Source organism: Geomonas sp. RF6, from assembly GCF_021044625.1.
Lineage (GTDB): Bacteria > Desulfobacterota > Desulfuromonadia > Geobacterales > Geobacteraceae > RF6.
Genome location: NZ_CP087999.1, coordinates 3,027,352 through 3,043,068 on the forward strand (window position 1 = coordinate 3,027,352; position 15,717 = coordinate 3,043,068).

Sequence of the window (15,717 nt, forward strand, 5' to 3'; positions counted from 1 at the left end):
TGAACCTATGCATAGGGCGGGACGCGGAGCCGTTCCCACCGTCCGGTTGCTACGTCAGACCGGGCATCTCGATGAGGGAGTGATCGCCGATGTTCATGCGGCGCAGCGCGCCGAAGAGGTGCACCGAGTCGCCGAGGATGGAGCCGTTCAGGAGCATGTTGCGCACTTCGCTGTCACCGTTGATGATGGAGTCCATGACGATGCTCTGCTCCACGATGCTCCCGGCGGCGATGGAGACGTTCGGCCCCACGATGCTGTGGCGCACGATGGCGCCCTTCTCGATGTGCACCGGCGGGATGATGACGGAGTTCAGCGTCTCGCCGTCCCCCTGTTCCCCGTCCGTCAGGAGATAGCGGTTCGTCTCGAGGAGGGTCTCAGGCTTGCCACAGTCGAGCCAGGCGTCGATCTGCGGAGCCCGCAGCCGTGCGCCCTGGCGGATCATGCGCATGAAGACGTTCGGGAGGTAGTACTCACCTTTCACCATCTCGCCCGCCTCGATCGTCTCCTCGATGGTGCGCATGAAGCCCACCGCGTCCTTCACGTAGTACAGGCCGACCTGCGCGAGCTTCGACACCGGGGTGTCCGGCTTCTCCACCATGTCCACGATGTTTTGGTGCTCGTCGAGGACGTTCACGCCGAAACGCTGGTAGTCTTCCACTTCCTTCGAGTAGATGAGCCCGTCGCACTCGGAACAGAGGCGGGGGATCTGGGTCAGGTCCGCCACGAAGATCGTGTCGTTGAAGACGATCAGGAGGTCGTCACCTGCCTTGATGCGGGGCTTTGCCAGGGAGACCGCGTGGGCCGGCCCCTTGCGGTCCTTCTGGACTATGTACCGGCAGTGCAGGTCAGGAAACTTCCTGTCCATGAACTCCGTGATCTGCCCGCCGTTTTCGTCGGTGATGAATATGAACTCGTCCACCCCCAGGGGGAGGAGGCGGCTTACGATATGTTCCAACACCGTTTTCCCGGCCACCTGGACCAGCGATTTGGCCTTGGTGTGGGTATGGGGGCGGAGTCTGGTGCCTTTTCCGGCAACCGGCAGTATTACCTTCATTTTCTCTTTCCTCACTTCACGATTGATGCACTGCTTCGATCTTTGTACCCCCCTCCCGGGAGGGGAGGGGGGGTAGCTGTGGTTACCGCAACATCTGCTCGTTCAGCTGCACGGTCGTCTCTTTCTTCAGCCCCTCGACGAGCTTTTGCAGCTCTTTCTGGGTCTTCTCCTCGACAAGCTGCGCCCTGATCACGTCCTTTACCTTGGCAAACTCGTAGGAGGTGCTGCGACGGTCGGTGACCTTGTAGATCTCGTAGGCGTTCCCCATCTTGATCGGCTGGCTCACCTCGCCTGTGCCGAGCTTGAAGATGGTGTCGCGCAGCTCTGCGGGGAGCTTCCCCCTGGTGAACCACCCGACGTCGCCGTTTCGCTCCGCGGTCGGCTGGTCGATGGAGTTGGCGGCGGCCAGCTCCCCGAACTCGCGCTTGATGCTCAGCTTCTCCATCATCTCGTTCGCCTTCGCCTGGTCGGGGACCACGATCTGGCTGATGCGCACTTCCTCGCGGCGCTGGAACTCGTCCGGATGGCTGTTGTAGAAGTTCTCCACCTCGCGGTCATCGACCGCCACCTTCCCTGACAGCTCGTTTTGCAGGAGGGTCTTGATGATGAGCTCTTTCTTCAGGTCCTCCAGCTTCCTGAGGACGTCGGTGTCGTTGTCCAGGTGCTTCTTGACCGCCTTCTCGTACAGAAGCTCGCGGTTTACCAGCCCCTCCAGGACCGCCTTCTTCCCCTCGCCGTGGGAGGAGAGTTCACGGACCGACTCCGGGAGCTCGGAGAGCTGGCGCTCGAAATAGACGCTGGTGATCTCCTTGTCGCCCACGCGCGCAAGCACCTGGCTCGATTTGGAGATGTCGGCGCTCTTGCACCCGGCAAGGGGGAAGGTCGCGCTGGAAAGGGCCACGATGGCTATCAGTAAGTTGATCTTTTTCATGCTGGGACTCAAAGCCTCCTCTGTAGTGGCTGCTCCGGCTCGCGCCGGGAGGCGCCTATTTCTTCTTCCCCATCTCGTTCATCACCGAGCCGAGGATACGGACGCTGGAAGCCTCCAGCTGTTTCTTCATCTGCGCCATGGCGGCGAGCTTCGTCTTCCCCTTCAGCGCGGTGATGAGGGTCCCGTCGCAGAGGGAGGCGATCATCATCGCATCCGCGGTCTTCACGAAGGCCGGGGTGTCGATGATCGCCACGTCGAAGTTCTCCTTCACCGTCGCCATGAGCTCGCGTGAGTCCTGCCAGCTCAAAAGTTCCGACGGGTTCGGCGGCTTCGGACCGGAGGGGAGGACGGCCAGGGCGTTTATGGTCGTCTTGTGCACCGCCTTCTCGAAGAGCGCCCGCTTGATGATGAGGCTGCTGGCGCCGGTGTTGTTCTTCATCTGGAAAAGGGAGTGCACCCGCGGGGTGCGGAAGTTGAGATCCATGAGGAGGGTGCGCAGCCCGAGCTGCGCGAAGACCACCGCGAGGTTCGCCGCCACGAAGGTCTTTCCCTCTTCCGCGTCGGCGCTCACGATCGCGATCGTCTTGATCCTCTTCCCCGCGCCGGTGAACATGAGCCCGCTGCGCACGCAGCGCAGCGCCTCCACCCGCGGGTCCGCCGGATCGTGTGCCGCGATGAGCTCCCTGGCAAGCGCCCTGTCTTCCGTGTCCACCGAGGGGTAGGAGTACTGGCAGCTGAGAGCCCAGCGCACGTCCTCCTCGGAAAGGATCCCGAGCGCCACCGCCGCTTCGCCAAAGAGGATCTCCTCCTTCCCCTGCAGCGCCACGATGCGGTTCAGGTCGGCGACCGTCAGGCGGCCGGCATCGATGAGGATGTTCCCGATGTCCGCGCCGCGAATTTCCGATTTCCTTTCAACGACTTTCATCACGTGCATGCTAGATCTCCCCCGCGCTGGTGATGGTTCCGAGAACCGCTATCCCGAAGGCGCGCTCCAGCGTCTCGGCGCTCTTCACGGTGTCGTCCTGGTGGTCGGCGTAGATCGCCAGACCCGCCCCGAGGAAGAGCCCCACGAAGCTCGCCAGGATGAGGTTCAAAAGGATCCTCGGGCTGTGCTTCTCCATGGGGGGGACCGCCGCGTCGACCAGGAAGACGTTGGTCTTGTTGATGTCACCCTGGAGCGCGGTCTCGTTGTACTTCTTGAGCACCGCCTCGTAGACCTGCTTGTAGGTCTCGGACTCGCGGGTAAGGGAGTCCATTTCATAGCGCGAGACGCTCGCCGCGCTCGATTCCTTCTTCAGCCCGTTCACGGCACCTTCGAGTGCCGCCACACGCTGCTGAGCTGCCGAGTGGTCCTGCCGGATGGTGGAGACGATGGTGCGCATCTCGGCGCTGATCTTGCCGCTCAGGTTGTTGACCATCGACTGGAGGCGTGCATACTGCGGGTATCCCGGGCCGACCTTCGCGGAGAGCTCGGTGAGCTCAGTGTCGAGCTTCAGCTTTTCCGCCTTCATCCCCTGAATGAGGCCGCTTGCCTGCACCTCGGGGAGGGTGTCGTACCTGCCGCCGCACTGCTCGACCCTTTTCACTGCAACCTGCGTCTCGTACAGCTTCGTCTTCGCCGTGGCGAGTTCGCGGTTGATCTGGTCCAGCCGCTGCACCGCGTCGTCAAAGACACCCCCCTGCGGTCCCTGCTGCGCGATGATCCCCTTCTTCTGCTGGTACTCCCTGAGCTTCTCGGTGGAGCGGTCGGAGTACCCTTTCGCGTCTTTCAGCTTCTCGGCGAACCACTTCCCGGCGTCCTTGAATGGGGTGACCTTCAGCTCCAGGTTGTAGTCGGTGTACGCCTTTGCGTAGGCGTTGGCGACGGCTGCGGCAAAGACCGGATCCGGCGCGTAGAAATTGATGTTCAGGAAGCGGCTGTCGCGCCCCGGGGCGATCTTTAGGTTTCTGGAGAGATATTCGTCCGCCAGCCACGTCTTGATGTCGGTGGTGGTCGGCTTCTTCCAGATCTTCCAGGAGGAGCCGTTCTTCATGTCGTTGAAGTCCTCGATGACGTCGGGCACCTTGTCGAGGTTCAGCATGTTCACCACCGCGACGGAGATGCGCCGGCTCTCGAGGAGCTCGACCTGGGTGTTTATGTACTCCACGGAGTTGAGCGCCTGCGGCGCGGCCGCCATGCTGATGTTCAGCGGGCTGGAGCTGTCGTAGTCCAGCATGATGGTCGCCGTCCCCTGGTACTTCGCGGGCCACAGCAGGGAGCTTATGAGGGTGGTGATGACGGTGGTGAAAAACACCATCAAAACGACCTTTTTACGGTCCTTGATGACTTTCCAATAGTCCTGCAGTTTCATGCCTATTCCTTTTGGGCGTTAGCGTTAGATCGGTAGACCGGAGAGTGCAGCGATTGGATCAGCAGGAGGTCACGGTGAGGGCGGGTACGTTTGCTGGGGGCGATCCGCGACGAAGAGAGTCCTTCGCCGCTATGTAGTTTCCGGGTAAAAAGGAGCCGCCAGCAGCCGGAACTGCTGGCGGCGCATGGTGTTTTAAGCGGTTAAAATATACTTTCCTTGATCCGTACGACGTCGTCGATGGCAACCTGATCGTCGATACCGGCACCCGCAGTCTTGTCCTTCTCTCCCTGCTTGCGGGTGATCTCCATCCTCTTCAGCGATCCCTTCGGGGTGAGCCCGCCGGCGAGGGCGATGGCACGTTTGACTGTGATCCCCCTTTCCATGCGGTACGCACCGGGCCTGTTCACCTCTCCGTAGACGTAGAAGACCGCCTTCGGCACATAGATGACGTCACCGTTTTTCAGCTCCACGTCCTGCTTCAGGTCGCCGCCGTTCAGGAGCCGGTCGATATCGACCGCTATCTTTCTGGTGACTTCCTTGCCGTTCGCGGCCTGTTCCTTCCTGAAGACGGTGAGCTCATAGCCAGCATTCTGATTCAGCCCGAGGGCGAGGGAGATCGTGTCCAGGAGCGAGGTGGGGCCCGGGATTTCGTACTGTCCCGGTTTTACCACTTCGCCGATGATGGTTACTTTTCTCCCCTTGTACTGCGACACGAATACGCTTACCTGAGGTTTCTTGATGATCTTGCCGGTGGAGAGCTTGCTGGCGATGCTCTGTTCCACCTGCCGAGTGGTGAGGTTCTTGATCATCACCTCCCCCACGAGGGGGAAGGTGATCTTTCCTTCCTCGCTTACCCGCGCCTCAATGCTGAGGTCGGGGTGCTCGAACACCGTGATCTTCAGCACGTCCTGGCTTCCGATCAGGTAGTCCCCGGCGTGGGCCGGGAGGGAGGAAAGGGCAAGACACAACACAAGGCCGGCAGCAGTAAGGACAGCATGTATATTTTTAAGCGCTTGAAACATCTCTACCTCGCTATTGCAGGAATAGTACTGCCTGGGGCTTCCTTACGCCCGGATCGTCTTCTTCAGACGGCGTGCGAAGGGGAGACCCACCATCCCGGCAGCCATGAGCGCCATGGAGATCGGCTCGGGAGCAACCGTGCCGCGCAGGCGTGCGCTGTCGAAGGTGATGGAGCCCCTGTCCATCAGGAGGCCCAGGGTAAGTCCCGCCGTGTTGCCGTTGAGCTCGGGCAGGAACTTGTTGAGTTTGAACACGTTTTTGCCAAGGTGGAAGTCGGTGGTGAAGAGGTAGGTGAGGCCCGACCCGTTGGAGGCGAAGAGCTGACCGCTTGCCGGCGAGGTCAGCGTGGAGGAGCCGATCTTGGTGCTCGCTCCGGAGAGCTGATCGACGTCGAAGCTGAATTTCGCCGAGTTGAAGTTCCCTTTTGCAGACGGGAAGTTGAAGGTGTAGCTCTGGCCCGCGCTCAAGGTGGTGGTGTTGCCACTGTCATACTTGAGTGCGTGTGCGTTTACTGCGGTTACCAAAAGAAGTACTGCGAGAATCCCTGAGAAAAGTTTCGCTTTCATTGTTTCCCCCAACTGTGTGTAGAAGTTGATGCGAACAGCTAACTCGTGCCTGTGATACCGAAAAAAATTTCACCTCCTTTTTTCGCGTTCGATATCCCGGTTTTTCCCGGTTCAGGCAAAGAAAAAGCCGGGGCCGGGATATCGTCTTCGATATTTCGGCATCCCGGCTGTCTCAGAGAGACCCTTAGGCTTTCCGTCCCATCCTCGCGGATGGTTTAGTATTGTCGTCTATCGTATGCGGTTGTTACTTTCTGTACTTTGTTGAATCCGGTGTCGGGTAAAACAAAAGCCGGGGCCGGGTATCGTTTTGGCGATCTTTCGGCATCCCGGCTGTCTCGGTGAGACCCTTAGGCTTTCCGCCCCATCCTCGCGGATGGTTTAGTATTGTCGGTTATCGTTTATTCGATTGTGGTGCCAGCCGTCCCCCCTCTCAGGGGTGGAGGGCGGCGGGCGCAAAAAAAGCCGGGACCGGTATCGTTTTTCTCGATCTTTCGGCATCCCGGCTGTCTCGGTGAGACCCTTGGGCTTTCCGCCCCATCCTCGCGAATGGTTTAGTATTGTCGGTTATCGATTGTGTTTCCTGCCTGCCGGGCAAAGCGTAAGCTGGCAGGCAAGTTGTGTCGCTGTCGGTGTCGTCACGAGTTGCTGGGAGAGTACCAGTTTCCTCCCCAACAGGTGGTGATGATTGTCACCTTTTTGACACAAAAAAAGCCGGTGCCGTGTATCGTTTTCTCGATATTTCGGCATCCCGGCTGTCTCGGTGAGACCCTTGGGCTTTCCGTCCCATCCTCGCGGATGGTTTAGTATTGTCGGCTATCGGCCCCCTCGAAGCGATGGCTTCTCAGGCGGCTGCATCTTTTGAAAAACTCTTCGGCAGCGTTTACGGAAACTTTAGATTATTTTTCGCTCAGGAGGTTGCGGGTTGAGGCAGGTCGAAGATTAGTCGAGGCGGCGATGTTTTGCAAGGAAATAGTGGATTGTCCAGATGTGCGTATAGAAGTAAGGTTGCGGCTGGAAATGTAAACAGTGTGAGAATGATTTACTCCAGAGCTGGAATAGGGAATAAGTATAATGAGGTTGGCTCAACCAATACGTGTGCTGATTCAACCATACGCCTCGGAGATGAAACCCCTCCTTCAGCCGCAGAAGGGTCCCGCCGTGCTGCTGGTTCATCCGGGAATTCCGTGGGAGCGTGGGGCCATTGCCACGAACTGCAGAAGGCCGAACGTTCCCCCCTTTGCGAAGGGGGGGACGCGAGGCCTCGTGCGGCCCTTTATTGGAACATACTACAGCTTCCCCGGATTCTCGGATGAGCCGCGCGGGAGCGCAGGCCGCTTGCCTGCGATCGCGGCGCAGCCGCCACGGGCTAATGCCCCGCCGACGCGCCCCACAGCTCCTTCAACCTGGCGTCACGCCCGCACGAGGTGCGGTAATACTTGTAACGGATCGGGTTCTTCTTGTAGTAGTGCTGGTGGTACTCCTCCGCCGGATAGAAAGCCGTAGCCGCCACGATCTCAGTATGTATCTCCCCCTTCAGCACTCGGCTTTTTTGCAACTCTTCCTTCGACTGGAGGGCAAGGCGGCGCTGCTCCTCCGTGTGATAAAAGATGGCGCTGCGGTACTGGTTGCCGACATCGCAGAACTGCCTGTCTTTCACGGTGGGGTCGATGTTGTGCCAGTACACCTCCAGCAGCTTCTTATAGGGGACCCTGGCCGGATCGTAGACGATCTGCACCGATTCCGCATGCCCCGTCCCACCGGCCGATACCTCCTCATACGTCGGATTCTTCTTCGTCCCTCCGGTGTAGCCGGAGGTCACGGAGATAACCCCCGGCAGCTCGTCGAAGGGGTGCTCCATGCACCAGAAGCACCCTCCGGCAAAGGTGGCCTTTTCCGTCTTTGCCGCAGGGGCGGCTTTCTCGTTTCCGGACGCCGCCTGTGCGAAGGCGCCACCGGTCAGGAAGAACGTCAGAGCCGCCAGAATGAGTATAGGTATCTTCATCTATTTCTCCCTCCGAAAGAGCACCGGTCCATGCTGCGAAGCCTCATTTCTTGGTGGCTACGAATTCGAGCGCAGCCGAGTTCATGCAGTAGCGCTGCCCGGTAGGCTTGGGGCCGTCGTCGAAGACGTGCCCCAGGTGGCCGCCGCAACGCGGGCAGACGACCCCCGTCCTCTTCATGAAGAACGAGTTGTCCGACTGGGTGCGCACGTTTTCCGGTGCAATCGGGCGCGTGAAGCTCGGCCAGCCGGTACCCGACTCGAACTTATCCTCAGATCGGTAAAGGTCGAGGCCGCATCCGGCGCAGCGATAGACGCCGTGCTCGTGGTTGTTCACGAGTTTCCCGCTGAAGGCCCGCTCGGTCCCCTTTTCCCTGAGCACGTGGAACTGCTCGGGAGACAGTATTTTCTTCCACTCTTCCTTCGTTTTCACTACCTGCTCGGTCATTATGTACCCCCTCTTCTCCGCGGAGAAGGCCTTGATCTGCGCCGCCGCGGCAGGAGTGCTCTTCGACAGAGCACCGCCACTGACAGCGCCCACAATTATGACAATCAGAAAAGCGGTAACGATCCCGGCAAGTGCTTTCATGACGAACTCCGTCTGTCTATTGGTCCTGCTGCCCTGGGAAACCGGATGTCGTTTTCATTATACATTAGAAGTGAGACGAGTAGCCACAGATGAGAGGGCAGCGTGAAAAAGGATCGGGGGAAGCGGGGTTGGTGTGCCTAAAAAGAGAGGCGACGCTATCACGTCCCCCTTTGCCAGGGTTCTACCGGAAAGTCCGGGGAAGCCGTAGTATGTTCCAATGAAGTGCGGCACGAGGCCTTGCGTCCCCCCCTTTGCGAAGGGGGGACAGGGGGGATTTGACTTGGCAAGGACCGTTGTGCAAAGTGCGCAACTGCTGTGGTCTCAAGCAAGTTTTTTGATTCCTGGTTGCAAAAACCTAGGGGCGTATGTCGTTGATCTTTAGACTGCCGCAGCAGTGCGGTTCGACGACCTACTGTTAAACGGGCTGCGGTTCTAGAGGAGAGTTGAAGATCAAATCCCCCCTGCCCCCCCTTCGCAAAGGGGGGAACGTTAGGCGTTCTGCGGTGCTTCGTGGCAATGTACCGACGCTCCCAGAATTCTCTGATGAGCCCTCGCGAAGGGTGTTCAGGGGGATGTGGCTGTCTGGTGTATACAACGATCATGAAAAAGGGAACAGGCTGCTCTTCGGAGAAAGGAAAAGCAGCCTGTTCGCGGGTGTATACAGGAGGCGGGGCAGGGGCGGGAGATGCCTATTCCTCTTCGTCCCCTTCGATGCCGTGCGCCGCGGCGTAGTCGGGGACGTCGTGCCAGAAGCGCTGCTGCAACTCGTTGAGAAGGGGCTCCAGGCTCTTGCGGTCCGAGGCGGAAACGCTGATGGCGGACAGGGTGCGCGAGAGTTTCCGCACTTTCATAAACGCCAGTGGATCGCGTTTCTTCATATCCGGCAACAGGTCGACCTTGTTGAATACCAGCAGCCGCGGCTTGTTGGAGAGCTCCAGCTCGCCGAGGATCGCGTCGACCTGGTGAATCTGCTCCTCGAAACGCGGGTTCGAGCAGTCGACGAGGTGGATCAGGAGGTCGGCGTCCTTCAACTCCTCAAGAGTGGCCTTGAAAGCGCCCATGAGCGACTTCGGGAGGCTCCTGATGAAGCCGACGGTGTCGGTGATGATTACCTCGCGGTCCCTCGGGAATCGCAGGCGCCTGGACGAGGTATCGAGAGTCGCAAAGAGCAGATTTTCGGTAAAGACCTCGCTCCTGGTAAGGGTGTTGAGAAGGGTGGACTTCCCGGCGTTGGTGTACCCCACGATGGAGATGATCGGCACCCCGGCTTTCACCCTTTTCTGCCGGCGCTGGTAACGGCCGTTGGAAAGCTCCCTCAGCTCCCGCTCCAGCGAAGCTATGCGGTCCCTGATCCGGCGGCGGTCCGTCTCGAGTTTCGTCTCACCGGGGCCGCGCCCGCCGATACCCCCCATGAGTCGCGACATCTGCACGCCCCGCCCGCTCAGCCTCGGCAAGAGATACTTCAACTGGGCGAGCTCAACCTGCACCTTGCCGTCGACGCTGTGGGCGCGGCGGGCGAAGATGTCCAGGATCAGCTGGCTGCGGTCGATGACCTTCAGCTCCGTGATCTCCGAGATGGAACGGACCTGCGCAGGGGAGAGCTCCTGATCGAAGACGAGGAGGGATGCGCCAAACTGCATCGCCTTTATCAGCACCTCGCGCAGCTTTCCCTCTCCCATCAGGTAGCGCGGATTGAACTCCTTCGGGCGCTGGATGACGGTATCGAGTACGCCGACGCCGGCGGTGCGGGCAAGCTCCTTCAGCTCCTCCATGGAGTCGAGAGCCTCTTCCATCGGCTTCTGGGTCACCGAAAGGAGAAGCGCGCGTTCTTCGGCTGCGGTCTCCCGGCTCTCTTCCCGTTTGAGGCTGTGCTCCAGCTCTTCGATGAATGCACGCAGGTCGAGCTTCAGGCTGTCGAACGGTACCGTAGGGTGGACTTCGTACGGCGGTGCATGCTCCTTCGGCGGAACGATGGAGGCGGTCTGCACGGAGAAGCGGTCCGGGTTCTGCGTCAGCTGCAGGGCTGCGACCAGGTCGAAGCGCAGAAGCGCCAGGTCTGTGAGGTCGTCGTCGGAGATCGCTTCACCCTTCAGGTGGGTGTGCACCATGCGCAGCCCCCGCAGGAGCTTTTTGCCGATGGGGTAGTCGGTCAGCTGCGGTATCAGCAGACCGCGCTCGTCGCCGACGATGACGTAGGCTACCTCGCCGGTGCGGTCGAGGAGCACCCCGATCTGCCGTCTGATCTCCAGCGAGAGGTCGGCGAGCTCCCGCGCGAAGTCGGGATTGATCAATTCCGCCGGAAGGGTGCGGCGGCGGAAGAGCCGCTCCAGTCTCTTTACCTGGTTCGGTTTCAGTCCTGTCAGGTTCCCTTGTGGCTGTCTGATAGCGTTTCCTCCCTATAAAGCAGAAAAGCCGGAGCGCCGGGGCCACCTTGACCCTGGCCTCCGGCCCGTCTACTTATTCATTCTGTCGCGAATCCTCGGCTCTGTGCCCCGCGCTACAGTCCAATAATATTATAGCCGCTGTCCACGAAATGAACCTCTCCGGTTACGGCCCGGGAAAGGTCGCTGGCAAGGTAGACAGCTGAACCTGCCACTTCTTCCTGGCTGATGTTGCGGCGCAGCGGAGCTTTCCCCGCCACGATCCCGGCGATCTGGGTAAAGCCACCCACGCCGGCGGATGCGAGCGTCCTCAGCGGCCCTGCGGAGATGGCGTTCACCCTCACGCCGTCGGGACCCATCCCCTCGGCGAGGTAGCGCACGCTTGCTTCCAGAGCTGCCTTGGCGACCCCCATGACATTGTAGTTGGGGAACACCTTCGTGGAGCCGTAATAGGTCATGGAGATGATGCTGCCGTCTCTCCCCTGCATGAGGGGCGCTGCTTCCTTTGCCATCGCGATGAGGGAGTAGGCGCTGATCTCCAGCGCGAGGTTGAACCCTTCGCGGGTGGTGTTCAGGATCGAGCCCTTCAGCTCTTCCTTGTTGGCGAAAGCCACCGAATGCACCAGGATATCGAGTCCGCCCCACGCCTTCTGGATCTCGGCGAAGGTGGCTTTGAGGTCGTCGTCGCTTCTTACATCACACGGGAGGGTGAGGGTCACCCCAATGCTCTCCGCCAACGGCATGACCCGCTTGGCCACGGCCTCGTTGGCGTAGGCGAGAGCGACCTCGGCCCCTTCACGACGGAACGCTTCCGCCACGGCCCAGGCTATGCTCTTGTCATTGGCAACCCCGAAAATGAGTGCCTTTTTCCCTTCCAATAAACCCATGAAATACCCTCCTCATCGGTATCAACAGATGCCCGCTTTTCTATGGTCCCTCAATTGTAGACGAAGGATAGTAATGAAAAAGAACGTTTTTGGCAAGCAATATAGCGGCTTTGGCTGAATTCGGATTGTACACAGTTGTGGCTGGAGAGGCTCGATGATGGTGGCGAACTGTAGGTGGACGGAGGGGGACAGGCACCTTTTAACAAAGGAGCCTGTCCCCGCACGGTGCGCCTACTCCGGCAGGGTATCCTCGAATGCCGGTGGTACTACAGGTTCCTCGACTACCGGTTCGAGAGTGCGGGTGCGCGCCTCCAGCAGGGCGAGACGTCTGTCGATGTCCTCCAGGAGCTCGACGCTGCGGTCTACTCGCCCCTTGATGCTGAAGATCACAAAGGGGAGCACAAACCAGATCACCGTCAGGAAAAACCCGAGGATGGAGACGATAGTCATAAATCCGCCGAAGACTGCCATCAAAGCCTCCTGTGAAGGTTCCGATCTTGTGGCGGGACGGTCAGAGAGCCGCCTTCTCCAGAGCCTGCGCCAGCTGGTCGGGGCAGGAGGTGTTCCCCTGGCACGGGATCCCCTTCAGCCTCCTTACCGCTTCCTCAACCGCCATGCCGCGCACCAGAGCCGCTACCGCCTGCGTGTTGCCGCGGCAGCCGTTTTCGAACTCCGCGCCGAGGATGATGCCATCTTCGATCTCGATGATGATACGGGTCGCGCAGCTCCCCGAGGTGTGGTGGATTACCTGCATGTACTTCTCCTTCATTGAATATAGTCTCTGGGGGCGGGCGGCTACTCGCTGAGAGCCTGAGCCATGGTGATACGTTCCGGTCCCGGGCATCCCTTGAGATAGAGCGCGTTTATGGCGGCGAGAAGAGCGTTGAGGCGCTCCAGGTCAATGACCGCGCTTCCCGGGATCGACTCGACCCCCGCGAAGTTCTCGGGGCAGAAGTCGATCTCGCTGTCGTCCCCTCGTTTTACCAGCAGCGGGAGTCCGTGGGTGCGGCAAATAATGGGGCGGGCTTCGTAGAGGAGGCAAAGGCCGTCGTGCAGGAGCGGGCAGCGCCCGTGCGCTGTGCTGACCTTTGCCAGTTCGCGGATTTGCTCCTGTTGGGACGGAGGGAGTTCCTCCAGGGCGCGTCGCAGTGCGGCTGCCTCCACTGCGAATATGGTGAGGTGCCTGCAGCAGGCGTCGCACCCGGGACGGCAGGCGAGGTGCGCGGCAAATTTCGTTGCGGTGGTCGCGCACATTTCGTCGACGCGTGCGACGAGCACGCGGTAGTTTTCGAGTCCTGACATGCTGTATCAGGCTCCCTGCAGGTCGGTGCTGAACTGCTGCATCAGTTCCTTGTTGAGGTAGAAGTACGGCTTCTCGATGGTGCCGGTGAAGCCGAACTCCATGAAGTTCACCATGACCGGATCATCGGGGCGGCCGCTGGAGACATACCCTTTCGCGGCCGGGTCGATCTCCAGGAGCTTTTCCATCGCCTCCTGCCCCCCCATCCCCCCCGGGATGTTGAGGTCGAGAATCACCGCTGCGAAGGTTTTGCCGTCGCGGAAACGCTCCGCATAAAGCTCCACCGCCTCGGAGCCGTCCGTGGCGAACTCGACTGCAAAGCCGTACCTTTTCAATGTCTCGCCCGCAACGAACCGAACCATCTCGTCGTCATCCATCACAAGGATCGTCTTTGCTTCAGGCTGGCTGCTACCCATGATTCCCACCTTTGGCTACTCTATTGTGCCAGTAATAAGGACGTGTTATGAAGTACGGGGATGCGGACCGGGACTCTCAATTTATAACAGCGTCAGGTTCGGTCGGCAAGGAAATTCATTAGCGACAAGGAGAGGCAATGGCAAAGCAGAAGCTGCCGGTGACGGCGGCCGTCCGCGCACTGCGGGAGGCAAAAGTTGACTATACGCCGCACCTTTACGACTACGAGGAGCGGGGCGGCACCGCGCACTCGGCAAGCGAGCTCGGGGTCGACGAGCACAGCGTGGTAAAGACCCTCATCATGGAAGACGAGACGAAGGCGCCGCTGATCGTCCTTATGCACGGAGACCTGCAGGTGAGCACGAAGGAACTCGCCCGCGCCATCGGGGTGAAGAGCGTGGCCCCCTGCACTCCGGAGACTGCGAACCGGCACTCGGGGTACCTCGTCGGCGGCACCTCCCCCTTTGGCACCAGGAAGGCGATGCCTGTGTACATGGAAGAGACGATAGCTGCGCTGCCGGTCATCTACATAAACGGCGGCAGCCGCGGCTTTCTCGTGGCGCTGCAACCGTCGGAGCTGATCCGCGTGCTGAAGCCGACCCTGGTGGGAGTGGGGATCAAGTAGGAGGTGAGGGAGGGGGGGGGCCCGCTGCACGGCCACGGTCCGAGGGTCCGTCTGCTGGACATTCTCATTCACATTAGTATTCTCGTAAGAATGTCGTTTTGCCGCACCAACCACACCCGCTTCGAATGAGGAGGATATCCTATGGCGAAGAACCGGAGAGATGGTGAGCACGACGAGTTTCCCCTCCCCACGAAGATCCTTTCCAACGGTGAATTCACTCCCCCTCCGCAGTCCGAGAACCAGAAGAAGGTAGAGCGCCGCATAAACGAGCTCACGGACACCTTCGCCGGGAAGCTCGGCATGGACAGGCGCGCCTTCCTGAAAACCTCCTGCGGGATGGCGGTGGCCTTCATGGCGATGAACGAGATCTACGGATACTTCTTCGACGTGAGCCCCTGCGAAGCAGCCGAGCCCAACGCGCCGCGCTTCCGTCAGCTCGGGAGCCAGTTCATCTTCGACGTGCAGACCCACTTCGTGCGCGACCGCTACACCTGGAAGGGGACGCTACCTTTGCGCGAGGAGGCAAAGAAGAAGGGGTGGAACCCGGAGCTGAAGGGGGAAAAGACCGATCTCGACAAGGTGAAGTTCCAGAACTACCTGCGCGAGATCTTCGTGGAGAGCGACACCTCCATTGCCCTCCTTACCAGCGCCCCCTTCGACCAGACCGAGAAGTGGTTTCTCTTCAACGACGAGATGGCGAAGGCTCGCGCCCAGGTGAACAAGATGGCGGGGTCAAAGCGGCTCTATTGCCACGCGCTCTTCACCCCCGGCCGACCCGGCTGGCTGAAGGAGATGGATCTCGCCATACCGCTGAAGCCCGACAGCTGGAAGGGGTACACGGTGGGGGCGCCCTTCGAGAATTCGAAGTACCACTGGAGGCTGGACGACGAGAAGCTGGTGTATCCGGCATACGAGAAGATGGTGAAGGCGGGGATCAAGAACGTCTGCATCCACAAGGGGATACTTCCACCGGGATACAACCTGAAGATGATGCGCAACTGGCAAGCGTCCAAGGTAGACGACGTCGGCAAGGCCGCGAAGGACTGGCCGCAGCTCAATTTCATCATCTACCACTCCGCGCTGAAGATGGGAGTCGAGCCGCCGGAGGAGGAGCTCAGCCGCTTCGAGAAGGACGGTCGCATCGAATGGGTGTCCGACCTCGCCGAGGTGCCGGCGAAGTATGGTGTCAAGAACGTGTATGGCGAGCTCGGCGCCTCCTTTGCGGCCTCCTGCGTCTCCCATCCCCGGTTCTGTGCCGGGATGCTCGGACAGCTCGTAAAGGGGCTCGGCGCGGACCACGTCCTGTGGGGGACCGATTCGGTGTGGTACGGGTCGCCGCAGTGGCAGATCGAGGCGTTCCGGCGCATCGAGATCCCGCCGGACATGCAGCAAAAGTACAGTTTCGCAGCACTTGGCCCGGTAGACGGCGAAGTGAAGAACATGATCTTCGGGGAGAACGCCGCTCGCCTGTACGGGATCGATGTGAATGACTATAAGCGAAAGGCGGCCACCTCACCCGACAACTTCGCCATCCTCAAGGACTCCTGGGTTGAGGGCGAGGAGGCCCACGTTTCTTCCATCATCGGAGGCTGATCCCTCC

16 protein-coding genes and 4 riboswitches are annotated in these 15,717 nt (G+C 60.1%); of the genes, 2 read left to right on the forward strand and 14 right to left on the reverse strand.

Annotated elements, in window-relative coordinates:
- Positions 1-49: 49 nt before the first annotated feature.
- The 14 genes from LPW11_RS13050 to LPW11_RS13115 all read right to left on the reverse strand — a co-directional run bounded on the left by LPW11_RS13050 (position 50) and on the right by LPW11_RS13115 (position 13,494).
- Complete coding sequence (locus LPW11_RS13050; RefSeq protein ID WP_230994314.1) at positions 50-1,054, reverse strand: sugar phosphate nucleotidyltransferase; 1,005 nt, start codon at positions 1,052-1,054, stop codon at positions 50-52.
- An 82-nt stretch (positions 1,055-1,136) separates the two neighbouring features.
- The gene (locus LPW11_RS13055) at positions 1,137-1,985 is read right to left on the reverse strand and encodes a peptidylprolyl isomerase (protein WP_230994315.1); all 849 of its coding nucleotides are present in this window, start codon (positions 1,983-1,985) and stop codon (positions 1,137-1,139) included.
- 55 nt (positions 1,986-2,040) lie between these two features.
- Entirely contained in the window at positions 2,041-2,919 is an 879-nt protein-coding gene (locus LPW11_RS13060; protein ID WP_230994316.1) for a polysaccharide biosynthesis tyrosine autokinase, read from the reverse strand.
- 1 nt (position 2,920) lies between these two features.
- The gene (locus LPW11_RS13065) at positions 2,921-4,336 is read right to left on the reverse strand and encodes a GNVR domain-containing protein (RefSeq protein ID WP_230994317.1); all 1,416 of its coding nucleotides are present in this window, start codon (positions 4,334-4,336) and stop codon (positions 2,921-2,923) included.
- 200 nt (positions 4,337-4,536) lie between these two features.
- The gene (locus LPW11_RS13070; protein WP_230994318.1) at positions 4,537-5,358 is read right to left on the reverse strand and encodes a polysaccharide biosynthesis/export family protein; all 822 of its coding nucleotides are present in this window, start codon (positions 5,356-5,358) and stop codon (positions 4,537-4,539) included.
- A gap of 42 nt (positions 5,359-5,400) precedes the next feature.
- Entirely contained in the window at positions 5,401-5,922 is a 522-nt protein-coding gene (locus tag LPW11_RS13075) for a hypothetical protein (protein ID WP_230994319.1), read from the reverse strand.
- Between the two features lie 154 nt (positions 5,923-6,076).
- Positions 6,077-6,152, reverse strand: a riboswitch (cyclic di-GMP riboswitch).
- An 87-nt stretch (positions 6,153-6,239) separates the two neighbouring features.
- Positions 6,240-6,315, reverse strand: a riboswitch (cyclic di-GMP riboswitch).
- A 97-nt stretch (positions 6,316-6,412) separates the two neighbouring features.
- Positions 6,413-6,488: riboswitch (cyclic di-GMP riboswitch) on the reverse strand.
- A 173-nt stretch (positions 6,489-6,661) separates the two neighbouring features.
- A riboswitch (cyclic di-GMP riboswitch) is annotated at positions 6,662-6,737 on the reverse strand.
- A gap of 551 nt (positions 6,738-7,288) precedes the next feature.
- The gene (gene msrA / locus LPW11_RS13080) at positions 7,289-7,924 is read right to left on the reverse strand and encodes a peptide-methionine (S)-S-oxide reductase MsrA (RefSeq protein WP_230994320.1); all 636 of its coding nucleotides are present in this window, start codon (positions 7,922-7,924) and stop codon (positions 7,289-7,291) included.
- 43 nt (positions 7,925-7,967) lie between these two features.
- On the reverse strand, positions 7,968-8,510 hold the full coding sequence (gene msrB / locus LPW11_RS13085; protein WP_230994321.1) for a peptide-methionine (R)-S-oxide reductase MsrB: 543 nt from the start codon (positions 8,508-8,510) through the stop codon (positions 7,968-7,970).
- Positions 8,511-9,199: 689 nt separating this feature from the next.
- Positions 9,200-10,864, reverse strand: a complete 1,665-nt coding sequence (hflX, locus tag LPW11_RS13090; protein ID WP_230998290.1) for a GTPase HflX — start codon at positions 10,862-10,864, stop codon at positions 9,200-9,202.
- 143 nt (positions 10,865-11,007) lie between these two features.
- On the reverse strand, positions 11,008-11,778 hold the full coding sequence (locus LPW11_RS13095) for an enoyl-ACP reductase FabI (protein ID WP_230994322.1): 771 nt from the start codon (positions 11,776-11,778) through the stop codon (positions 11,008-11,010).
- Between the two features lie 231 nt (positions 11,779-12,009).
- A complete protein-coding gene (locus LPW11_RS13100; RefSeq protein WP_230994323.1) occupies positions 12,010-12,249 on the reverse strand; it encodes a hypothetical protein in 240 nt (79 codons plus the stop codon).
- Between the two features lie 40 nt (positions 12,250-12,289).
- Entirely contained in the window at positions 12,290-12,532 is a 243-nt protein-coding gene (locus tag LPW11_RS13105) for a TIGR03905 family TSCPD domain-containing protein (protein WP_230994324.1), read from the reverse strand.
- Between the two features lie 41 nt (positions 12,533-12,573).
- Positions 12,574-13,080, reverse strand: coding sequence for a YkgJ family cysteine cluster protein (locus LPW11_RS13110; protein WP_230994325.1), 507 nt, complete (start codon positions 13,078-13,080; stop codon positions 12,574-12,576).
- 6 nt (positions 13,081-13,086) lie between these two features.
- Complete coding sequence (locus LPW11_RS13115) at positions 13,087-13,494, reverse strand: response regulator (protein WP_230994326.1); 408 nt, start codon at positions 13,492-13,494, stop codon at positions 13,087-13,089.
- A gap of 137 nt (positions 13,495-13,631) precedes the next feature.
- On the opposite strand from LPW11_RS13115, the gene ybaK reads away from it, so the two are divergent.
- A complete protein-coding gene (gene ybaK, locus LPW11_RS13120) occupies positions 13,632-14,117 on the forward strand; it encodes a Cys-tRNA(Pro) deacylase (RefSeq protein WP_230994327.1) in 486 nt (161 codons plus the stop codon).
- Positions 14,118-14,258: 141 nt separating this feature from the next.
- The gene (locus tag LPW11_RS13125) at positions 14,259-15,710 is read left to right on the forward strand and encodes an amidohydrolase family protein (protein WP_230994328.1); all 1,452 of its coding nucleotides are present in this window, start codon (positions 14,259-14,261) and stop codon (positions 15,708-15,710) included.
- Positions 15,711-15,717: the final 7 nt, after the last annotated feature.

Excerpts from the sequence above, each read along its gene's own strand:
- LPW11_RS13050 (WP_230994314.1), bottom strand. The coding sequence starts at position 1,054 with ATGAAGGTAATACTGCCGGTTGCCGGAAAAGGCACCAGACTCCGCCCC.
- LPW11_RS13105 (WP_230994324.1), bottom strand. The coding sequence starts at position 12,532 with ATGCAGGTAATCCACCACACCTCGGGGAGCTGCGCGACCCGTATCATC.
- LPW11_RS13125 (WP_230994328.1), top strand. The coding sequence starts at position 14,259 with ATGGCGAAGAACCGGAGAGATGGTGAGCACGACGAGTTTCCCCTCCCC.
- LPW11_RS13095 (WP_230994322.1), bottom strand. The coding sequence starts at position 11,778 with ATGGGTTTATTGGAAGGGAAAAAGGCACTCATTTTCGGGGTTGCCAAT.
- LPW11_RS13070 (WP_230994318.1), bottom strand. The coding sequence starts at position 5,358 with ATGTTTCAAGCGCTTAAAAATATACATGCTGTCCTTACTGCTGCCGGC.
- LPW11_RS13100 (WP_230994323.1), bottom strand. The coding sequence starts at position 12,249 with ATGGCAGTCTTCGGCGGATTTATGACTATCGTCTCCATCCTCGGGTTT.
- ybaK (WP_230994327.1), top strand. The coding sequence starts at position 13,632 with ATGGCAAAGCAGAAGCTGCCGGTGACGGCGGCCGTCCGCGCACTGCGG.
- msrB (WP_230994321.1), bottom strand. The coding sequence starts at position 8,510 with ATGAAAGCACTTGCCGGGATCGTTACCGCTTTTCTGATTGTCATAATT.
- LPW11_RS13055 (WP_230994315.1), bottom strand. The coding sequence starts at position 1,985 with ATGAAAAAGATCAACTTACTGATAGCCATCGTGGCCCTTTCCAGCGCG.
- LPW11_RS13115 (WP_230994326.1), bottom strand. The coding sequence starts at position 13,494 with ATGGGTAGCAGCCAGCCTGAAGCAAAGACGATCCTTGTGATGGATGAC.
- LPW11_RS13075 (WP_230994319.1), bottom strand. The coding sequence starts at position 5,922 with ATGAAAGCGAAACTTTTCTCAGGGATTCTCGCAGTACTTCTTTTGGTA.
- msrA (WP_230994320.1), bottom strand. The coding sequence starts at position 7,924 with ATGAAGATACCTATACTCATTCTGGCGGCTCTGACGTTCTTCCTGACC.
- LPW11_RS13060 (WP_230994316.1), bottom strand. The coding sequence starts at position 2,919 with ATGCACGTGATGAAAGTCGTTGAAAGGAAATCGGAAATTCGCGGCGCG.
- LPW11_RS13110 (WP_230994325.1), bottom strand. The coding sequence starts at position 13,080 with ATGTCAGGACTCGAAAACTACCGCGTGCTCGTCGCACGCGTCGACGAA.
- LPW11_RS13065 (WP_230994317.1), bottom strand. The coding sequence starts at position 4,336 with ATGAAACTGCAGGACTATTGGAAAGTCATCAAGGACCGTAAAAAGGTC.